This window comes from Marinobacter sp. Arc7-DN-1, assembly GCF_003441595.1.
GTDB classification, from domain to species: Bacteria; Pseudomonadota; Gammaproteobacteria; order Pseudomonadales; family Oleiphilaceae; genus Marinobacter; species Marinobacter metalliresistant.
This window is the reverse complement of sequence record NZ_CP031848.1, coordinates 2281605-2297683: the sequence shown is the minus strand read 5'-3', so window position 1 is coordinate 2297683 and position 16079 is coordinate 2281605. Positions and strand designations below refer to the sequence as shown.

Annotated in this window: 15 protein-coding genes; 7 read left to right on the top strand and 8 right to left on the bottom strand. The window is 60.2% G+C overall.

Features of this window, described 5'->3' with window-relative positions; translation table 11 throughout:
• The first annotated feature begins 162 nt into the window (after positions 1 to 162).
• The 3 genes from ilvD to D0851_RS10795 all read left to right on the top strand — a co-directional run bounded on the left by ilvD (position 163) and on the right by D0851_RS10795 (position 3391).
• On the top strand, positions 163 to 1851 hold the full coding sequence (ilvD, locus tag D0851_RS10805; protein WP_117618661.1) for a dihydroxy-acid dehydratase: 1689 nt from the start codon (positions 163 to 165) through the stop codon (positions 1849 to 1851).
• A 103-nt stretch (positions 1852 to 1954) separates the two neighbouring features.
• Positions 1955 to 2893 carry a D-alanyl-D-alanine endopeptidase gene (gene pbpG, locus D0851_RS10800; RefSeq protein ID WP_117620362.1) on the top strand — a complete coding sequence of 313 codons (939 nt, stop codon included), beginning with the start codon at positions 1955 to 1957 and terminating at the stop codon, positions 2891 to 2893.
• An 18-nt stretch (positions 2894 to 2911) separates the two neighbouring features.
• Positions 2912 to 3391 carry an asparaginase domain-containing protein gene (locus D0851_RS10795; protein WP_117618660.1) on the top strand — a complete coding sequence of 160 codons (480 nt, stop codon included), beginning with the start codon at positions 2912 to 2914 and terminating at the stop codon, positions 3389 to 3391.
• Between the two features lie 2 nt (positions 3392 to 3393).
• Here D0851_RS10795 and D0851_RS10790 read toward each other — a convergent pair whose 3' ends face one another.
• Entirely contained in the window at positions 3394 to 4086 is a 693-nt protein-coding gene (locus D0851_RS10790) for a pseudouridine synthase (RefSeq protein ID WP_117618659.1), read from the bottom strand.
• Between the two features lie 178 nt (positions 4087 to 4264).
• The gene (locus tag D0851_RS10785) at positions 4265 to 5515 is read right to left on the bottom strand and encodes a lytic murein transglycosylase (RefSeq protein WP_117618658.1); all 1251 of its coding nucleotides are present in this window, start codon (positions 5513 to 5515) and stop codon (positions 4265 to 4267) included.
• A 230-nt stretch (positions 5516 to 5745) separates the two neighbouring features.
• Between D0851_RS10785 and D0851_RS10780 the strand changes: the two genes are divergently transcribed.
• Entirely contained in the window at positions 5746 to 6630 is an 885-nt protein-coding gene (locus D0851_RS10780; RefSeq protein WP_117618657.1) for a response regulator, read from the top strand.
• Here the strand turns inward: D0851_RS10780 and phoR are convergent.
• The 5 genes from phoR to D0851_RS10755 form a co-directional block, all read right to left on the bottom strand.
• Positions 6627 to 7946 carry a phosphate regulon sensor histidine kinase PhoR gene (gene phoR / locus D0851_RS10775; protein WP_117618656.1) on the bottom strand — a complete coding sequence of 440 codons (1320 nt, stop codon included), beginning with the start codon at positions 7944 to 7946 and terminating at the stop codon, positions 6627 to 6629. The genes D0851_RS10780 and phoR overlap by 4 nt on opposite strands.
• A gap of 53 nt (positions 7947 to 7999) precedes the next feature.
• Positions 8000 to 8692, bottom strand: coding sequence for a phosphate regulon transcriptional regulator PhoB (phoB, locus tag D0851_RS10770; protein ID WP_117618655.1), 693 nt, complete (start codon positions 8690 to 8692; stop codon positions 8000 to 8002).
• 76 nt (positions 8693 to 8768) lie between these two features.
• On the bottom strand, positions 8769 to 9656 hold the full coding sequence (gene ubiA, locus D0851_RS10765; RefSeq protein WP_117618654.1) for a 4-hydroxybenzoate octaprenyltransferase: 888 nt from the start codon (positions 9654 to 9656) through the stop codon (positions 8769 to 8771).
• 70 nt (positions 9657 to 9726) lie between these two features.
• Positions 9727 to 10311, bottom strand: coding sequence for a chorismate--pyruvate lyase family protein (locus D0851_RS10760; RefSeq protein ID WP_205422178.1), 585 nt, complete (start codon positions 10309 to 10311; stop codon positions 9727 to 9729).
• Positions 10292 to 10849 carry a hypoxanthine-guanine phosphoribosyltransferase gene (locus D0851_RS10755; protein WP_117618653.1) on the bottom strand — a complete coding sequence of 186 codons (558 nt, stop codon included), beginning with the start codon at positions 10847 to 10849 and terminating at the stop codon, positions 10292 to 10294. Before D0851_RS10755 ends, D0851_RS10760 begins: the two co-directional genes overlap by 20 nt.
• A 266-nt stretch (positions 10850 to 11115) precedes the next feature.
• Between D0851_RS10755 and D0851_RS10750 the strand changes: the two genes are divergently transcribed.
• The 3 genes from D0851_RS10750 (at position 11116) to D0851_RS10740 (ending at position 13464) form a co-directional block, all read left to right on the top strand.
• Positions 11116 to 11283: a rubredoxin gene (locus D0851_RS10750; RefSeq protein ID WP_008173532.1), complete on the top strand. Its 168-nt coding sequence runs from the start codon at positions 11116 to 11118 to the stop codon at positions 11281 to 11283.
• Between the two features lie 38 nt (positions 11284 to 11321).
• On the top strand, positions 11322 to 12476 hold the full coding sequence (locus D0851_RS10745) for an NAD(P)/FAD-dependent oxidoreductase (protein WP_117618652.1): 1155 nt from the start codon (positions 11322 to 11324) through the stop codon (positions 12474 to 12476).
• A 133-nt stretch (positions 12477 to 12609) separates the two neighbouring features.
• Complete coding sequence (locus D0851_RS10740) at positions 12610 to 13464, top strand: acyl-CoA thioesterase (RefSeq protein ID WP_117618651.1); 855 nt, start codon at positions 12610 to 12612, stop codon at positions 13462 to 13464.
• Between the two features lie 8 nt (positions 13465 to 13472).
• On the opposite strand, the gene D0851_RS10735 is transcribed toward D0851_RS10740, so the two are convergent.
• The gene (locus tag D0851_RS10735; protein ID WP_117618650.1) at positions 13473 to 16079 is read right to left on the bottom strand and encodes an EAL domain-containing protein; all 2607 of its coding nucleotides are present in this window, start codon (positions 16077 to 16079) and stop codon (positions 13473 to 13475) included.

The window sequence follows — 16079 nt, the reverse complement described above, 5'->3', positions numbered from 1 at the left end:
TGAATACGTCCCTGTACGCTCGGCTCCGCCATCCATGGCTCCGCACGATTTTGGAAAGGGCTTCCCACCGACCTACACCAGACTTGGGAATAGACTTCCCGTTGCCGATTGCCATGGTTTCTGAGAGTCTGGTCGGATAAGGCATCTGAAAAGGAGACTCCCATGACGCAAGACAAGAATCAGGACAAGCGCCGGAAATATTCGGCCCCCGTCGTTGATGGCATTGGCAAATCAGCCAGCCGCGCCATGCTTCGGGCGGTCGGGTTTACCGATGAGGATTTCAGGAAGCCCCAGATTGGTATTGCGTCTACGTGGAGTAACCTCACGCCCTGCAATATGCACATCAATCAGTTGGCCGAAGAGTCGGCAGCCGGTGCCGATGAGGCCGGCGGCAAGTCTCTGATTTTCAATACCATCACGGTATCGGACGGCATTGCCAACGGTACTGAAGGCATGAAGTATTCCCTGGTGTCCCGCGAGGTGATTGCCGATTCCATTGAAACCGTGGCGGGTTGTGAAGGGTTTGATGGTCTGGTTGCTATTGGTGGCTGCGACAAGAACATGCCCGGCTGCATGATGGGACTGGCGCGCCTGAACCGGCCGTCGGTGTTTGTGTATGGCGGTACCATCATGCCCGGGGAGAACCATACCGATATTATCTCGGTGTTCGAGGCTGTTGGTGCCCACGCCCGCGGCGATCTGGATCTGATTGAGGTCAAGCAGATTGAGGAAACGGCCATTCCCGGGCCCGGCTCCTGTGGGGGTATGTACACCGCCAACACCATGGCGTCGGCCATTGAAGCCATGGGTATGAGCCTGCCGGGCAGTTCCGCCCAGAACGCGGTGTCAGACACCAAGGCGGCGGATTGCCGGGGTGCCGGGGCGGCGGTGCTGAACCTGCTGGAGAAAGACATCAAGCCCGGCGACATCATGACCCGGGAAGCCTTTGAGAATGCCATCACCGTAGTGATTGCCCTGGGCGGTTCCACCAATGCGGTGCTGCACCTGCTGGCCATGGCCAGCACGGTGGGTGTGGATCTGGAGCTGGAGGATTTCGTCGAGATTGGCAAACGGGTGCCGGTGCTGGCGGATCTTCGCCCAAGCGGGCATTACATGATGTCGGAACTGGTGGCCATTGGCGGTATTCAGCCGCTGATGAAGATGCTGCTGGACCGTGGGCTGCTGCACGGAGGCTGCCTGACCGTGACCGGCCGGACCCTGGCGGAGAATCTGGCCGACGTTGCGCCCTATCCGAAGGGGCAGGACATCATTCATGCCTTCGACAATCCCATCAAGGCCGACAGCCATCTGAGAATTCTGTTCGGCAATCTGGCGCCGACCGGTTCGGTAGCCAAGATTACCGGCAAGGAAGGCACCCACTTCACCGGCCGGGCCCGGGTATTCCATTCCGAGGAGGAGGCCCAGGAGCGGATTCTGGATGGTACGGTGGTGGCCGGTGATGTACTGGTGATCCGTTATGAAGGTCCAAAAGGAGGGCCGGGCATGCGGGAAATGCTCAGTCCCACTTCCGCCATTATGGGCAAGGGTCTTGGCAGCGACGTAGCCTTGATTACCGATGGCCGGTTTTCCGGTGGCAGCCATGGATTTGTGGTTGGCCATATTACGCCAGAAGCGGCCGAGGGCGGTCCGATTGCGCTGGTTGAGGATGGCGACACCATTACCATTGATGCGGTCAGTAACCGGATTGAACTGGATGTCCCGGATCAAGAACTGGAGCGGCGCCGGCAGGCCTGGCGGGCACCGGTCCCGCGATTCACCCGGGGCGTGCTGGCGAAATATGCCCGCACCGTAAGTTCGGCGTCCAGGGGCGCCATTACCGATCTGCCATGAGCTGATGAAACTGGCACATCGCTGGTACAATGCCGTTCTGGTGCGGCAGTTTCTGCCCGGATGAAAACAAGAGAAGAGGCCTGGATGCATGGGTAACCGGAGCATGGTGATTTGTTGGGTGTTTTTGCTGGCCCTGGTGCCCCTGGCTTTGCAGGCCCATCAGCAGGATTCTTCCCCGAATACATCAACCGCCGAGAATCAGGGGGCGGGTCCCAACCTGGCATCGGTTAATGCGGCAGTTGCGGTTGCCGGCGATAATGTGCTGGTTTTTGGCAAGAACGCGGACCGCTCGGTGCCTATTGCCTCTGTGACTAAGGTGATGACGGCACTGGTGGTTCTCGAGTCCGGAGAGCCTCTGGATGAATGGCTGGCTTTTCACAAGCGCCACACCCCTGCGGCTGCCAACGCCTACAGCCGGATCCGTATTGACTCGCAGATGCGCCGTGCGGATGTGCTGAGAATCGCGCTGATGTCTTCAGAGAATTTTGCGGCCTACACCCTGGCCCGCAGTCACCCGGGCGGTTTTGATGCGTTCATCGAGTCGATGAATGCCAAGGCCCGGGAGCTGGGCATGACTGGAACCCGCTTCGTAGACCCGACGGGGCTGTCATCTGACAACGTCTCCACCGCGTCCGATCTGGTCAGGCTGGTGAACGCGGCAGCCGCCCATCCGGAGATTGGTAAATATTCCACGACCGATTATTTCCGGGGCCAGTTCCGGAATCCCCGGTACAGCCTGTCGTTCGGCAACACCAATGCCCTGGTTCACCGGGACAGCTGGGGCGTTGCACTGAGCAAGACCGGCTATCTCTCTGAAGCCGGGCGGTGTCTGGTGATGATTTCGCAAATGAATGGCAAGAAGGTGGTCACCGTGTTACTGGACTCCCTGGGAACACGGTCGCCCATGGGCGATGCCGGGCGGATCAAACGCTGGCTGGACACCGGGGCCCGAGGGTCGGTGGCGGCAGCCGCCCGGCGCTACGAACGGGAAAAGAACGCGACCTATGCGACCGCCGGTAACAATACGGTCAGTGTGAACTGACCTTCGAGGAACCAGGGTATGATCCAGATCTTCACCACCGGCGGTACCATCGACAAGGTGTACTTTGACGCCAACAGCGAGTTCGAGGTGGGCCACAGCCTGCTGCCGGAGCTGTTGTCCGAGTCCAACATTCATGAGGGTTACCGTCTGCGGGAACTGATGCGCAAGGACAGCCTGGAAATGAACGATGCGGATCGGCAGCGGGTGCTGGAAGCGGCGACGGAATGCGACTGTGACCGCATCATCATAACCCACGGCACCGACACCATGGCCGTTACTGCGGCGGTGTTGTCCGGCCTGGAGGACAAGGCCATTGTGCTGACCGGTGCCATGCAGCCGGCTCGCATGCGCCGGACCGACGCAGTTTTCAATGTCGGTTTTGCCTGGGCGGCGGTGCAATTGTTGCCGCCCGGTGTCTATATCGCCATGAACGGTGAAGTATTCGAAGCCGGTGCGGTGCGGAAAAACCTGAAAGCCCAACGCTTTGAGCGTACCTGAGCTCAGCCCAGGCTGTTTTTCTCCGTGGTGGTCAGCTCCCGATAGCCGCCGGGTTCGAGGGCCGGGTCCAGCACAACCTGGCCGATCTGCAGCCGGTGCAGGGCCTTAACGTGGTTGCCGACCGCCGCCAGCATGCGCTTGACCTGATGGTAGCGCCCCTCTGAAATCGTCAGCTCGATGATTCTCTCTTCCAGAATGGCCACTTGCGCAGGCCTGGTGGGTTTGGGCTCATTGTGAAGGTACACTCCTTGCTCCAGTTTCTGAACCGCCATGGTGGATAGCGGTTCGCTCAGGGTTACCCGGTACGTCTTGGGGCAATCCGTGCGTGGCGAGGTGACCCGGTGAGACCACTGGCCGTCGGTGGTCAGCAACAGTAAGCCGGTGGTGTCTGCATCCAGGCGGCCCGCAATGTGGAGGTTGCGGGTCATGCTCGCGGGTAGCAGGTCCAGTGCGGTCGGGTGGTCGCTGTCGGTGGTGGCGCTCACCACCCCGGCCGGTTTGTTCATCATCAGGTAGCGCTCGCCCGGCAAGGTCAGCGGCGTTCCCGACAGTGCTACCCGTTCATGACCGGCCAGCTGTGTATTGGCACCAGTGCAGGTTTGTTCATTCACCGTCACCTGGCCCCGGCTGATGGCCCGTTTGGCCTCCTTGCGGGAAAGTTCTGTGCTGTTGGCAATAAACTGGTCCAGGCGCATGGTGTTCAGCAGTGTTGTCCCGGTGCCGGTGTGCTAAGGCTGGCCAGGGTAATGGAATCCATATCGGTTCAGTCTCGCCTTAAACAGTAACCTGCAATAGCAGGTTGTTGCTCTGGTGCTAGTGCCCCGTCTGGCTAATTCGCAGTAGGTTAGCGAATTAGCCAGACGGGGCACTAGATCACTGACTGGTCAGGACGCCCAGTTTTGTCAGCACGGTTTCGCCGGGATAACCGTCGGCGATCAGCCCGCTGGATGCCTGGAACTGGCGGATGGCAGAGCGGGTTGCCGGCCCCATAATGCCATCGGGCTTGCCAGGCTCATAACCCCGTTGCTGCAGAGCCTCCTGAAGGCTGATGATGTTGTCACGGGACAGCGCCGGCGCATCCTCCGGCGGCGGGTTCTGGAGCATCCCTGCTCCGGCAATCCGGTCTGCCAGGTAACCAACCGCGATGGCGTAGAATTCCGATCGGTTCCAGCCCATGATCACCCGGAAGTTGTCGTAGGCGAGAAAGGCAGGGCCCCGGTGCCCGGCGGGCACCACCAGGGCCGCATCAATGGGTTCCCGGGCCAGTGCATTGCCGAACGCATCGGTAATGCCCATCTCCCGCCACTGTGCCAGGGGCAGTCGCCGTCCGTCTGCCAGGGAGTAGTCGAAGTTGTCGGGCAGAAGTACTTCCCGGCCCCAACGGTAGTCGCCGTTCCAGTTCATGGATTGCAGGAACCTGCCGGCGGACATCATGGCATCCGGCAGGCTGTTCCAGAGGTCCCGGCGCCCGTCACCATCGGCATCCACTGCGTGCTGCAGAAACACCGTGGGCATGAATTGCACATGGCCCATGGCGCCGGCCCAGGAGCCTTCCATCTGATCTGCCGGTATGGCGCCTTCATCGATGATGCGCAGGGCGGCTATCAGCTGTTCGGTGAAGAAGGTGCTGCGGCGGGGATCGCAGGCCAGGGTGGTCAGGGAGCTTGGCACCGGCATTTTGCCGAAATAGCTGCCAAAGTTGGTTTCCAGTCCCCAGAAGGCAACCAGATAGGGCGCCGGCACGCCGGTTTCCCGGGTCACACGGTCCAGCAGCTCCCGGTGTTCCTCCAGCAATTCACGGCCCTTGCTGACCCGGGCATCGTTAACCCGCCGGTTCAGATAATCGGCAAAGGTGGTAGTGAATTCCGGTTGCCGGCGGTCCAGTTCAATTACCCGGTCCAGGTGTTCAGCCCTGGCCATCACTTCGCTGGCGGTCTTGCTGTTGACTCCGGCGGCAATGGCCTGTTCCTGCAGCCGGGCCTTGCATTCGGAAAAACCGGCCGGTGCTGATGCCGCGCTGTCCTGGGCGATGGTGGGCAGTGACAGAAGTGATAAAAAACCGGAAACCAGTAAGCCGCGGGTAAGGCCGCGAGGGTGCAGAATCCTTGCAGGTGTGGTCAGCACACAGAACCTCTATCAGGGTAATGATGGTGTGAAAATTCCGGACCCCATGGTAGCGCGTTTTCACGCCGGAGAAACATTGTGTGGGGCCAGGAGGGGTGACAATTCTTTAACCTGCCGGTTCCCGGCAAACCGCATTTGTCGTCTTTTTGTTGCAGGCAGGTTTCCGGCGTTGGCCTTTGTTCTATAGTTGGACCATTAACCCGGGCGGTGGAGAGCGGAAGGTCGCAATTATGGTAATGCTGAAAGCGCTGGTGGTGGACGACGCCAGCTTTGTACGTGATTTGGTCAAGCGAACAGTGCGCCAGCGCTTTCCGGTATTCGAGACAATCGATGCCCAGAACGGCCGGCGGGCTCAGTCACTGATGTCCCGGACGGCATTTGATCTGGTGCTATGCGACTGGGAGATGCCGGAAATGTCCGGGCTGGAGCTGTTGCAGTGGATGCGTGAGCAGCCCCAGTACGAGAAAGTGCCGTTTATCATGATCACCAGCCGGGGGGACAAGAATCATGTGATTGAAGCGGTCAAGGGAGGGGTTTCCGAATACCTCGGCAAGCCGTTCAGCCCGGATGGCCTTAGCAGGAAAATTATCAAGGTCATGGGGCGAAAACTGCAGGACGCCATGGATCACAGCGGCAAGTCCATGGCCAGTCCCGCAGACGCATTCAAGGAATCTGCGGCCTTGCTGACCCGCAAGCAGGAGCCGGCCACGGCGCCGGGAACTCCTGAGAAATCGGCCCCGTCGTCGCCCTTGATGCCGGGCAGTCCGGCAACCCCGAGACAGGCCCAGGCCCGGGGTGCGATGAGTCTTGCCTCTATCCGCTTTGCCGGAAGTACCCTGAAATCCGTGGTCAAGGACATCAACCTGACGGAAGTCCGGGTGATCGCCAAACGGGATCAGGTATTTCCCGGTATTCTTGATCAGGCCGTGGTTGATATTGAGACAGGTGAGGGCCAGATGGCCCGGCTGAATGGCTACGTGCATCAGTTACAGGCGGTAGACAAGCGCCAGGACACCGATTTCGTCAGCGTGACCATCCGCTTTGTCGACGAGGACCCGAAAAAGCTGGAAGATCTGTCCCGGTTTGTCGCCCGCTTCCGTGCCGGTAAGCGCTAGTTTCCGGTCTTCTCCGGTACGCGCTCTGCCAGCCTGTCCCTGGGGAAGTGGCAGATGAATTCGCTGCCATCGCCAATGCGGCTGCGTATTTCCAGATTGCCATCGTGATTGAGCAGCACGTGTTTGACGATCGCCAGACCAAGCCCGGTGCCTCCGGTGTCCTTGTGCCGGCTTGGATCAGCCCGGTAAAAGCGTTCCGTCAGACGAGGGATGTGCACCGGATCAATGCCGATTCCGGTGTCTTTGACCGACAGGTGCGCGCCTTCCCGGTTGGTGGACCAGGATACGGTAATTTTTCCCCCGGCTGGCGTGTACTTGACGGCATTGAAGATCAGGTTTGAGAAGGCGCTGCGCAACTGGCTTTCATCACCTTTCAGTAACCGGTGGTCACCGACCTGAACCCTTATCTCGTGCTGCTTGTCGCCACTGAGCGCCCGGGCATCGTGGCTGATCTGGCTGATCAACTGGTCCACGTCCGTGAGGGTGTCATTCACCGTCTGTTCACCGGTTTCAATCTTCGACAGCAGGATCAGATCCGTAATCAGGGCTTCCATCCGGGACGACTGGGCGGCCATGGTGTTAATGGCCCGGCGCCACTTTGGCGGCAGGTCATCGGCGTTGTCGACCAGGGTTTCCAGGTAACCACTGATCACCGTCAGTGGCGTGCGCATCTCATGGGACACGTTTCCGACGAAGTCCCGGCGCATCTGCTCCAGCTGGAACAGACGGGTGACGTCCTTGGCGACGATCAGACGGTCGTCGTCACCGAACAGGCTGATCTGTATCTGCAGGTGAATATGGGGTTTGGCCGGGGAGTGGATCTCCAGCGGCTCCCGGTAGTTCCGGGAATCGAAGTAGGTCTTGAAGGCGGGTGTGCGGATCAGGTTGTGGATGTACTGGCCGCGGTCCGTGTTGCGCCGGAAGCCCAGCAGGTATTCGGCTGATCCGTTCCACCACTCCATGGCACCCCCGGAGTCGGTCATGATCACACCATCGCGCATGGCGTTGGTGGACTCCTGCACCCGGTTTATCTGGGCCCGCAAGCGATCCTGGGTTCTCAGATGAGTCTGGTGCAGTTTGTGGAGATTGTCGAAGATGTCGCCCCACAGCCCGATGCTCTGAGGCGCTTCGTCCGTGGCGCTGGGGTTGGCCAGCCACTGGTACAGGCGCCGGGCCTGAACAAGCGTCCACCAGAGATAGATGACCAGTCCGAAAGTGAGCCCGTAATAAGGCTCGCCGAAGTAGAGGCCGACCAGAGTGGAGCCGAGCAGTCCGCCGAGGATGTAGCGCAGGTACCGAGACCAGTTGTGTTGCATCAAAAACTGCCTTGTGTCCGATCCGGGGCTGACGCTCAGCTGGCCGGAGTTACTTACGCGGCTTTGGTCGAGAAGCGGTAACCGGTTCCCCGAACCGTCTGGATCAGATGGTCGTAGTCGTCGCCAAGGGCCTTGCGCAGCCGGCGGATGTGGACATCAACCGTCCGTTCCTCGACATAGACATTACCGCCCCAGACCTGGTCCAGAAGCTGGGAGCGAGTATATACCCGTTCCTGGTGGGTCATGAAGAACTGCAACAGCCGGTACTCGGTCGGGCCCATGGTGAGGGCGCCCTCGTTGGTGGTGACCCGGTGGCCGATCGGGTCCAGGGTCAGGCCTTCCACTTCAATGGGGTTGTCCACGCCGGGCGGTGTCGCGCGCCGCAGGACCGCTTTCAGGCGGGCAACCAGTTCCCTCGGGCTGAACGGCTTGGTGATGTAGTCATCAGCACCGACTTCCAGACCCTGAATCTTGTTGTCTTCCTCCACCTTGGCGGTGAGCATGATGATGGGAATATCGGCGGTCGCCTCTTCCTTTTTCAGGCGACGGGCCAGCTCCACGCCACTGGTGCCGGGGAGCATCCAGTCCAGGAGCACGAGATCCGGGTGTTTGTCGACAATCAGGGCATGGGCTTCCCGGGCGTCCGCTGCCTCCAGATAGTCATAATCCGCCATTTCGAGGGCCACGGCGATCATCTCGCGGATCGGCGCCTCATCATCGACGATCAGGACAGTTTTTCCAGTCATGAGCTTTAACCTGTGTCAGACCTTGATTTGTTGCTACCCCATTACAACGTCCAAGTGTTACAAGTATATGACAGGATCAGCGCATCAGCAGATCGATGGCCAGGCCAGTAAACACCGCGAACCCGGCCCAGCTGTTATTGAGAAACGCCTTGAAGCAGCCCTCACGCTCCCGTTCCCGGGCCAGGAACTGGTGGTACACGAACAGGCAGGCCATGACCACCACGCCCAGATAATAAAATGTGCCCAGTTCGGCGCGCTGGCCCACGATGACCAGGATCAGCACAACCATACCCTGCAGGGTGGCAATGATCGCTTTATCGGCATCACCGAACAGGATGGCCGTGGACTTGATGCCCACTTTCAGGTCGTCGTCCCGGTCCACCATGGCATAGAGGGTGTCGTAGGCCACCGTCCAGAGTACGTTGGCGGTGAATAGCAGCCAGGTGAGCTGGCTGAGTTCGCCGGCCTCTGCCGCCCAGGCCATGGGAATGGCCCATGAGAAGGCAGCTCCCAGAAAGAGCTGGGGCAGGTGGGTGTACCGCTTCATGAACGGGTAAATGAGCGCCAGCAGCGCACCACCGAAGGACAGGTAAAGGGTCAGGGGGTTGGTGAACAGTACGACCATCAGGAATGAAATCAGGCACAAGCCGGCAAAAAGCGCAACCGCTTCCCAGGGCTTCACCCGGCCGGCCGTGAGCGGGCGGTCCCTGGTCCGTTTTACATGCCGGTCCCAGTCCCGGTCGGCGAAATCGTTGATGGCGCAACCGGCGGCGCGCATGAAGAAAACGCCCAGTGTGAAAATGATGACATTGCCAAATCCGGGGCTGCCTTCTCCGGCCAGCCAGAGAGCCCAGTAGGTAGGCCAGAGCAGGAGCAATGTCCCGATCGGGCGGTCGATTCTGAGCAGGCTGGCGTAGTCGGCCAACCGGCGCTGGATAGGGTCTGGCATGGCATCGGGCAACATGGGGTGCGTCCGTCTGGTGTTCTGCGAATTCAGCAAGTGCAGGGGATTATAGCCAGTGGCAGGCGGTCGGTTAAAGCGTGTTCCGGTGAAGCAGGGCGGGCAGGAAATATTCACCCACCAGCAGGGAGCTGTTATGGCCACTGAACAGGGAGCGCCGGGCCAGCTCTGGCTGGCCGGGAATGACAGGATTGCAGAGGCCGGTTTCCAGCGGGCCCCGTTCCCAATGAGGGCTGGTGAACAAATAGGCCCCCAGTGGCCTGTTGCCCAGGTGCAGCAGGCGGCGCCCTTCACCTTCCAGGCAGTTCAGGGGGATGACGGTCCGTGCCAGCACCCAGGGCTCGCCATCACCGCACAGCCGGACTTCCCGTATCCAGGCGTGTTGCCTGGGGGGAATTGCCAGGCGCCGGGATTCTTCCAGGCTCGGCGAGTCGAAGCCCTCCCGCCGAACCTCGACATGGAATGACCGGGTGCAATGTTTCTGCAGGGCCCGGGTAAACGAGCCTTCCACCTGCAGCCAGTACCGGGCGCGGCCGTGCACCGCGGGATTGCGCAGCCCGGCCGCTGTGAGAGAGCGATACCAGCTCGTCGGGGGGATAGTCAGGTGGCTGTTGATATCGCTCAGTTGGCTTTTGATATCAGAGTCCCTTGACCGCATAGATGCCGGGCGCGTTGCGCCAGTAGCCCTTGTAGTCCATGCCGTAACCGAACAGGAAACGGTCTTCCACGTCCAGGCCGGTAAAATCCGCCTTCAGATCCGGGCGGGCTTTCCGGTCGTGTTTCTTGTCGACCAGTACCGCGGTGAGCACTTCCCTGGCACCGTGGGCCCGGCAGTAATCGGCAATGGCGCACAGGGTTGTGCCTTCATCCAGGATGTCATCCACAATCAGGATGGTGCGGCCGTTGATGTCGGCTTCGGGTTGCAGCTTCCACTCCAGGATGCCGCCGGTGGTTTCCTGGCGGTAACGGGTGGCGTGCAGGTACTCGGCCTGGACCGGGAACCGGAGCCGGGGCAGTAACTGCCCGGTGAGGATCAGCCCGCCATTCATCACGCAGAACAACAGCGGATTGCTGTCTTTCAGGCGGTCGGCAATATCGTCGGCCAGCTTGCCAATTGCAGTCTGTACCTGCTGTTCATCGACCAGGCAGTCGGCTTCGGCCATTACCTGGTTCATCTCGGCGACGGTATCGGTCATATCGGTCGGTCCTGTCGTAAAACGGGCGATTATACCGGAGAGGGGCGCCGGAAGGGAGGGGCGGTCAGTTCTCGCGGGCCGGTATGTGTGGCTACTGGCGGAAAACTCCGGAACCGAGTGTCGGCATTGGCATTGGTCAATTCCGGGGCGATGGGTATGATGGCCTGATTCAACCGTTGTTCGTATCTGTTAACAAGGGTAATACACTTGCGCGAAAGATTGTCGGACAATTATCATTGCGCCCGAAAGACATGGGGAGACGTTCTATGAAGAAGTGGCAGTGCGTGGTTTGCGGTCTGATTTACGATGAGGCGGAAGGCTGGCCCGAGGATGGCATTGAGCCCGGCACCAAGTGGGAAGACGTGCCGGAAGACTGGGTCTGCCCCGACTGCGGTGTCGGCAAGGAAGACTTTGAGATGATCGAGATTGGCTGATACCAGCCGGCGCGGTTGGTTAAACAAGGAACGCGGTTATGACTGAACAGGCCCCCATCGTTATCGTTGGCACCGGGTTGTCCGGCTACTCACTGGCGCGGGAAATCCGCAAGCAGGACAAAGAGACCCCGGTCATCATGGTGACGGCCGATGACGGCGTAAGCTACTCCAAGCCCATGCTTTCCACCGGCTTTACCAAGGGCAAGGATGCCGGGGGGCTGGCTCAGGCTTCAACGGAGGCCATGGCGGAGCAACTGAATGTGCGGGTCAGGACCTTCACCACCGTCACCGGAATTGATACCCAAGGCCACGAACTGGTGCTGGGCGACGAGCGCCTCGTCTACCGCAAGCTGGTTCTGGCCTGGGGCGCCGATGTCATTCGGCTGAGCCTGGAGGGCGATGGTCAGGAGCACGTGTTCTCCATCAATGACCTGATGGACTACCGCGAGTTTCGCAAGGCCCTTGGCGACGGCAAGCGGGTCGCAATTATGGGTGCCGGCCTGATCGGTTGTGAGTTCGCCAATGATCTGCGCAACGGCGGCTACGAGGTGGACGTGATTGCGCCCTCGGAAGTGGTGATGCCTGGCCTGTTGCCGGACGTTGCCGCCAATGCGGTTCAGCAGGAGCTGGAAAACCTGGGCGTCCGCTTCCACCTCGGCACCGTGGTGGACCGGATCGACCGGCAAGGCGGTGGCGTAGCCCTGAGCCTGGCCAATGGCGAGACTCTGGATGCCGATCTGGTGCTGTCTGCCGTGGGCTTGCGGCCCCGGATCGGGCTGGCCGAGGCGGCAGGCATTGCCACCGGTCGTGGCATTACCGTCAACCGTGCTCTGGAAACCTCGGCGCCGGACGTCTATGCCCTCGGGGACTGTGCCGAGGTGGATGGCCACGTTCTGCTCTATGTCCTGCCCCTGATGGCCTGTGCCCGGGCCCTCGCCAAAACGCTGACCGGCGAGCGAACCGAAGTGCGCTATGGCACCATGCCTGTGATGATCAAGACCCCCTGTTGCCCCACTGCCGTCTGCCCGCCGGCTCCGGATGCCCGGGGCAGCTGGGATGTGGAGCAGGACGGCACTGACGTCAAGGCGCTGTTCAAGAGTCCGGATGGTGAGGTCCTCGGGTTTGCAGTAACAGGTCGCTTTGCGTTGGAGAAACAGGCATTGTCCCGGGAAGTGCCGCCGATACACGGGTAACCCTCCGAAATGACTGAACGGCCCCCGGTTTTCTGGGGCCGTTTTTATCTGCCGTTCGCGGCTTTTCATTGCGAAATCTCCCCGCTTGCGGTAGAAAACTCCGTCGTGTGCTAACGAAATCACAGGAGCAGGCATGCTTGAGGTAACCAGGAAGCTGGTGGAATTGCTGGACCTTTCGCCCATTGGCGATGATCACTTTCAGGGCGATAGCGAGGATCTGGGCTTTCCCAACGTGTTCGGCGGACAGGTTATCGGCCAGGCGCTGATGGCTGCCAGCCGCACCGTTGAGGGGCGTCTGTGCCACTCCCTGCATGCCTATTTTCTGCGCCCCGGCAATCACAGCATGCCCATCGATTACGAAGTCCAGCGGGTCCGGGATGGTGGCAGTTTCTCCGTTCGCAGGGTGATTGCTCGCCAGGATGGCAAGGAAATCCTGACCGGCTCCATGTCGTTCCAGGTGGCTGAAGAGGGCTTTGAGCATCAGTTAAAGATGCCTGACGCGCCGGGCCCGGAATCACTTCGTTCGGAACAGGAATGGGGCAAGATCCTGGCACCCCAGGTGCCGGAAAGAGTGCGCGAAACCCTGACCCGTGATCGCCCGATCGAGATCCGGCCCGTTAACCCGGTAAATCCGCTAAAGCCCGAAAAACGTCCGCCCCACAAGCAGAGCTGGTTCCGCGCTCAGGGGCCGTTGCCGGATGATCCGGTGCTGCACCGCTGCCTGCTGACTTACGCGTCCGATTTCCAGTTTCTCGGGACCTCCCTGAACCCCCACGGCCTGACTTTCATGAGCAAAAACCTTCAGGTCGCCAGTCTTGATCACGCCATCTGGTTCCATCGGGATTTCCGGATGGATGAATGGCTGCTGTACGACAAGGACAGCCCCAGCGCCTCGGCGGGTCGTGGTTTTAACCGCGGCAACTTCTTCAGTGAGGAGGGTTTGCTGGTGGCTTCCACCACCCAGGAGGCGCTGATCCGTCAGCGTTGACAGGGTGCTCAGCCGAGTTTTCGCTGGTCCGGTTGGTGGTGGTTTCGGCTCAGCCAGTCCAGCAATTCATCGAAGGGGAGCGGTGGTGTGATCAGGTAACCCTGGATCATGTCACACCCCATCTCCCGCAGCAGATCCGCCGTGCCGTGATCCTCCACGCCTTCTGCAACTACCCGGTAGCCCAGACTGTGGCACATATCGATGGTGGTCTGCACAATGACCCGGTCTTCGGCCTCGGTGGCAAGATCCGTGACCAACGACCGGTCAATCTTGACCTCGCTGGCCGGTAACTGCTTGATGTAGGACAGAGATGAGTAGCCGGACCCGAAGTCGTCGATGGAGATCGGAATGCCGGTGGCGCTCAGGGAGTTGAGGGCTCTCAGGGAATTGCCCGGGTCCTGCATCATGGAGGTCTCGGTGACTTCAAGGATGATGGCGCCCTGGTGGCTGTGAAAACTGCTCATCAGCTTCTGAACGAAGGCCGGAAAATCCGGCTCGCGCAGGTTGTTGGGCGAGATGTTGACGGAGATGGTCAGTGGCCAGCCCTGATCCAGCAGCCGGGAGCGAAGCTTGAGGGATTCCTCGAGAACCCAGCGGGTAAGGGGTTTGATCAGGCCGCTCTGCTCCGCCAGCGTAACCAGTTCGTCGGCCCGGAGAGGCTGGGAGCGTCCCGGCCAGCGAATCAGTGCCTCGAGGCCGACGATCCGGTTGGTCCTCAGCGACTGTTTGGGCTGCATGAAAAGCGCCAGCCCATCATTTTCCAGTGCCTGCCGCAGCTCCGAAACCATGGTAAGCCGGTCAGCGCTGTAGGAATCCCTTGCCGGCTTGTAATAGGCGATGCCCCGTTCCCGGGCCGAGTCCGAGCCCTCGGCGATCACCGCCCGGCGGATCAGCGTGTTCGCATCCAGGCCATGCTCCGGGAAAATCGCCACACCCAGTCGCGGGTCCAGAGGCACCTGCATGCCAAGGTACTCGATAGGGTACCGAATGCCGTCCAGGCCCTTGAGAATCGACCGGGGAACGGAGCCGGTGGCATCGGCATCGACGATAAACGCAAAGGTCTGTGGATCCAGTGAGGCCAGGAAAAAGTTGCGCAGATCGCTCTGTTCCACTGGCATGGCGCCCGGCAGCTCCCGGATAACGGCATTGTAGTGTTTCGACGCCAGCTCCAGGATCCGGTCGCTGTTGCGGTGGCCCAGAGTCTTGGTAACGGACTTCAGGTTGTTCAGGTGAATGATCGCAACGCCATAGCGCTTATCCGGGCCGCGCACCATCAGGTCATTCAGCATCATCTCGAAACTGCTGCGGTTGGGGAGACCGGTCAGCGGGTTATGCAGGGCGTGGTCCATCAGTTTGAGCTCTGCCGAGCGTCGCGCTGCCATGGCTCTGAGTTCGGCCTCTCGGGCTTCCACCTTCTCCTGCCGTTGCTGATACAGCCGCGCCGCCAGAGCCAGTGTGAGCAGGATGGCCTCCAGCGCCGAGCCAATCTGCATCCCGTAGGTGGTCAGGAAGGTAGTGGGTAGCAGCCCGTATTTGTTGGCCGCGGTGACGGCACTGCCGAGCGTCAATGCGCCCCAGGCCAGGGTGTAGTAACTGGCCTGGGGGTTACCCTTGGCCCACTGCAGGGGGCCAAGGGTTGTCAGCAGCAGGAAGCTGGGAATGGCCAGTGCAACGGTCAGACGGCTCCCGGTGCTGTAATCGGCGAAGAACGTGATTGCGGCCGCTACGGCATTCAGGGCGATGGCAATTACGACTAGGCGGTCCAGGGTAGGGCCGGTATCTTGCAGTTTCAGAAACGAGCGGGAGAACAGCAGGGTGAACAGCATGGCGAAGGGCACCGAGAGCAGCATCATCTGGTTCTGTATGGCAGGGTTGTCCGGCCATATAAGCTGAAAGGAGGTGCCATTGAGGCTGCCGATCACCAGCAGATAGCCGAGCGTGGACAGCACATAGAGCAGGTACATCGGTTCCCGCAAGGCGGAAAAAATGAACAGATTAAAGAAGATAACGGTGATCAGGATGCCGTAATAGACTGCGTGCAGCTGATCTTCGATGGATGCGTGCTCGAAGAATGCCTGCGCGTTCCAGAGTCTGAGTGGTATCTGCATGGCTCCCTGAGTGCTCACTTCGAGCAGAATCTGGTACTCACTGGCAATGCTCTGTTCAAAGGGAAACAGGAAATGGCGGTATAATATGGGCCGTTGCGCAAAGGGAGCCCGGTCTCCGGTTTCTACCCGGTTTGCAATGCGACCGTTTTCCAGCAGATAGAAAGTGAGCCTGTCGAGCTGGGAATAGCGGACTTCCAGAAGATTGATCGTTGCCGGGCGGCTAACGGGAAACCGGAGCCAGACCGTGTCCCTGATGTAGCCGAAATTCGGGCTTTCCTCTTTCAGGGTTTGCCAGTCGTCGGACGCCAGCGCTTCAGTGGCGGTGAGGGTGCTGTCCGGGTCAACGCGGAGGTACTCAATCTGCGGGATATACGATGTTTCAGCCCCCTGGGAAGGGGCTGCCAGGCCTGACAACAGAGTCAGTGCTATCAGCAAACGGAGCCATTGTGTCGATGCCACGGTGTACCGCTTTATATCGTTGTCTTTCCGAGTATGGCGTGTCGCCAT

Bases quoted from the DNA above. Each gene is read 5' to 3' on its own strand.
- D0851_RS10735 (WP_117618650.1), bottom strand. From the start codon at position 16,079: ATGGCGACACGCCATACTCGGAAAGACAACGATATAAAGCGGTACACC.
- D0851_RS10750 (WP_008173532.1), top strand. From the start codon at position 11,116: ATGAAGAAGTGGCAGTGCGTGGTTTGCGGTCTGATTTACGATGAGGCG.
- pbpG (WP_117620362.1), top strand. From the start codon at position 1,955: ATGGTGATTTGTTGGGTGTTTTTGCTGGCCCTGGTGCCCCTGGCTTTG.
- D0851_RS10790 (WP_117618659.1), bottom strand. From the start codon at position 4,086: ATGCGCCTGGACCAGTTTATTGCCAACAGCACAGAACTTTCCCGCAAG.
- D0851_RS10740 (WP_117618651.1), top strand. From the start codon at position 12,610: ATGCTTGAGGTAACCAGGAAGCTGGTGGAATTGCTGGACCTTTCGCCC.
- D0851_RS10745 (WP_117618652.1), top strand. From the start codon at position 11,322: ATGACTGAACAGGCCCCCATCGTTATCGTTGGCACCGGGTTGTCCGGC.
- D0851_RS10795 (WP_117618660.1), top strand. From the start codon at position 2,912: ATGATCCAGATCTTCACCACCGGCGGTACCATCGACAAGGTGTACTTT.
- ilvD (WP_117618661.1), top strand. From the start codon at position 163: ATGACGCAAGACAAGAATCAGGACAAGCGCCGGAAATATTCGGCCCCC.
- D0851_RS10760 (WP_205422178.1), bottom strand. From the start codon at position 10,311: ATGCGGTCAAGGGACTCTGATATCAAAAGCCAACTGAGCGATATCAAC.
- D0851_RS10780 (WP_117618657.1), top strand. From the start codon at position 5,746: ATGGTAATGCTGAAAGCGCTGGTGGTGGACGACGCCAGCTTTGTACGT.
- D0851_RS10755 (WP_117618653.1), bottom strand. From the start codon at position 10,849: ATGACCGATACCGTCGCCGAGATGAACCAGGTAATGGCCGAAGCCGAC.
- phoB (WP_117618655.1), bottom strand. From the start codon at position 8,692: ATGACTGGAAAAACTGTCCTGATCGTCGATGATGAGGCGCCGATCCGC.
- phoR (WP_117618656.1), bottom strand. From the start codon at position 7,946: ATGCAACACAACTGGTCTCGGTACCTGCGCTACATCCTCGGCGGACTG.
- ubiA (WP_117618654.1), bottom strand. From the start codon at position 9,656: ATGTTGCCCGATGCCATGCCAGACCCTATCCAGCGCCGGTTGGCCGAC.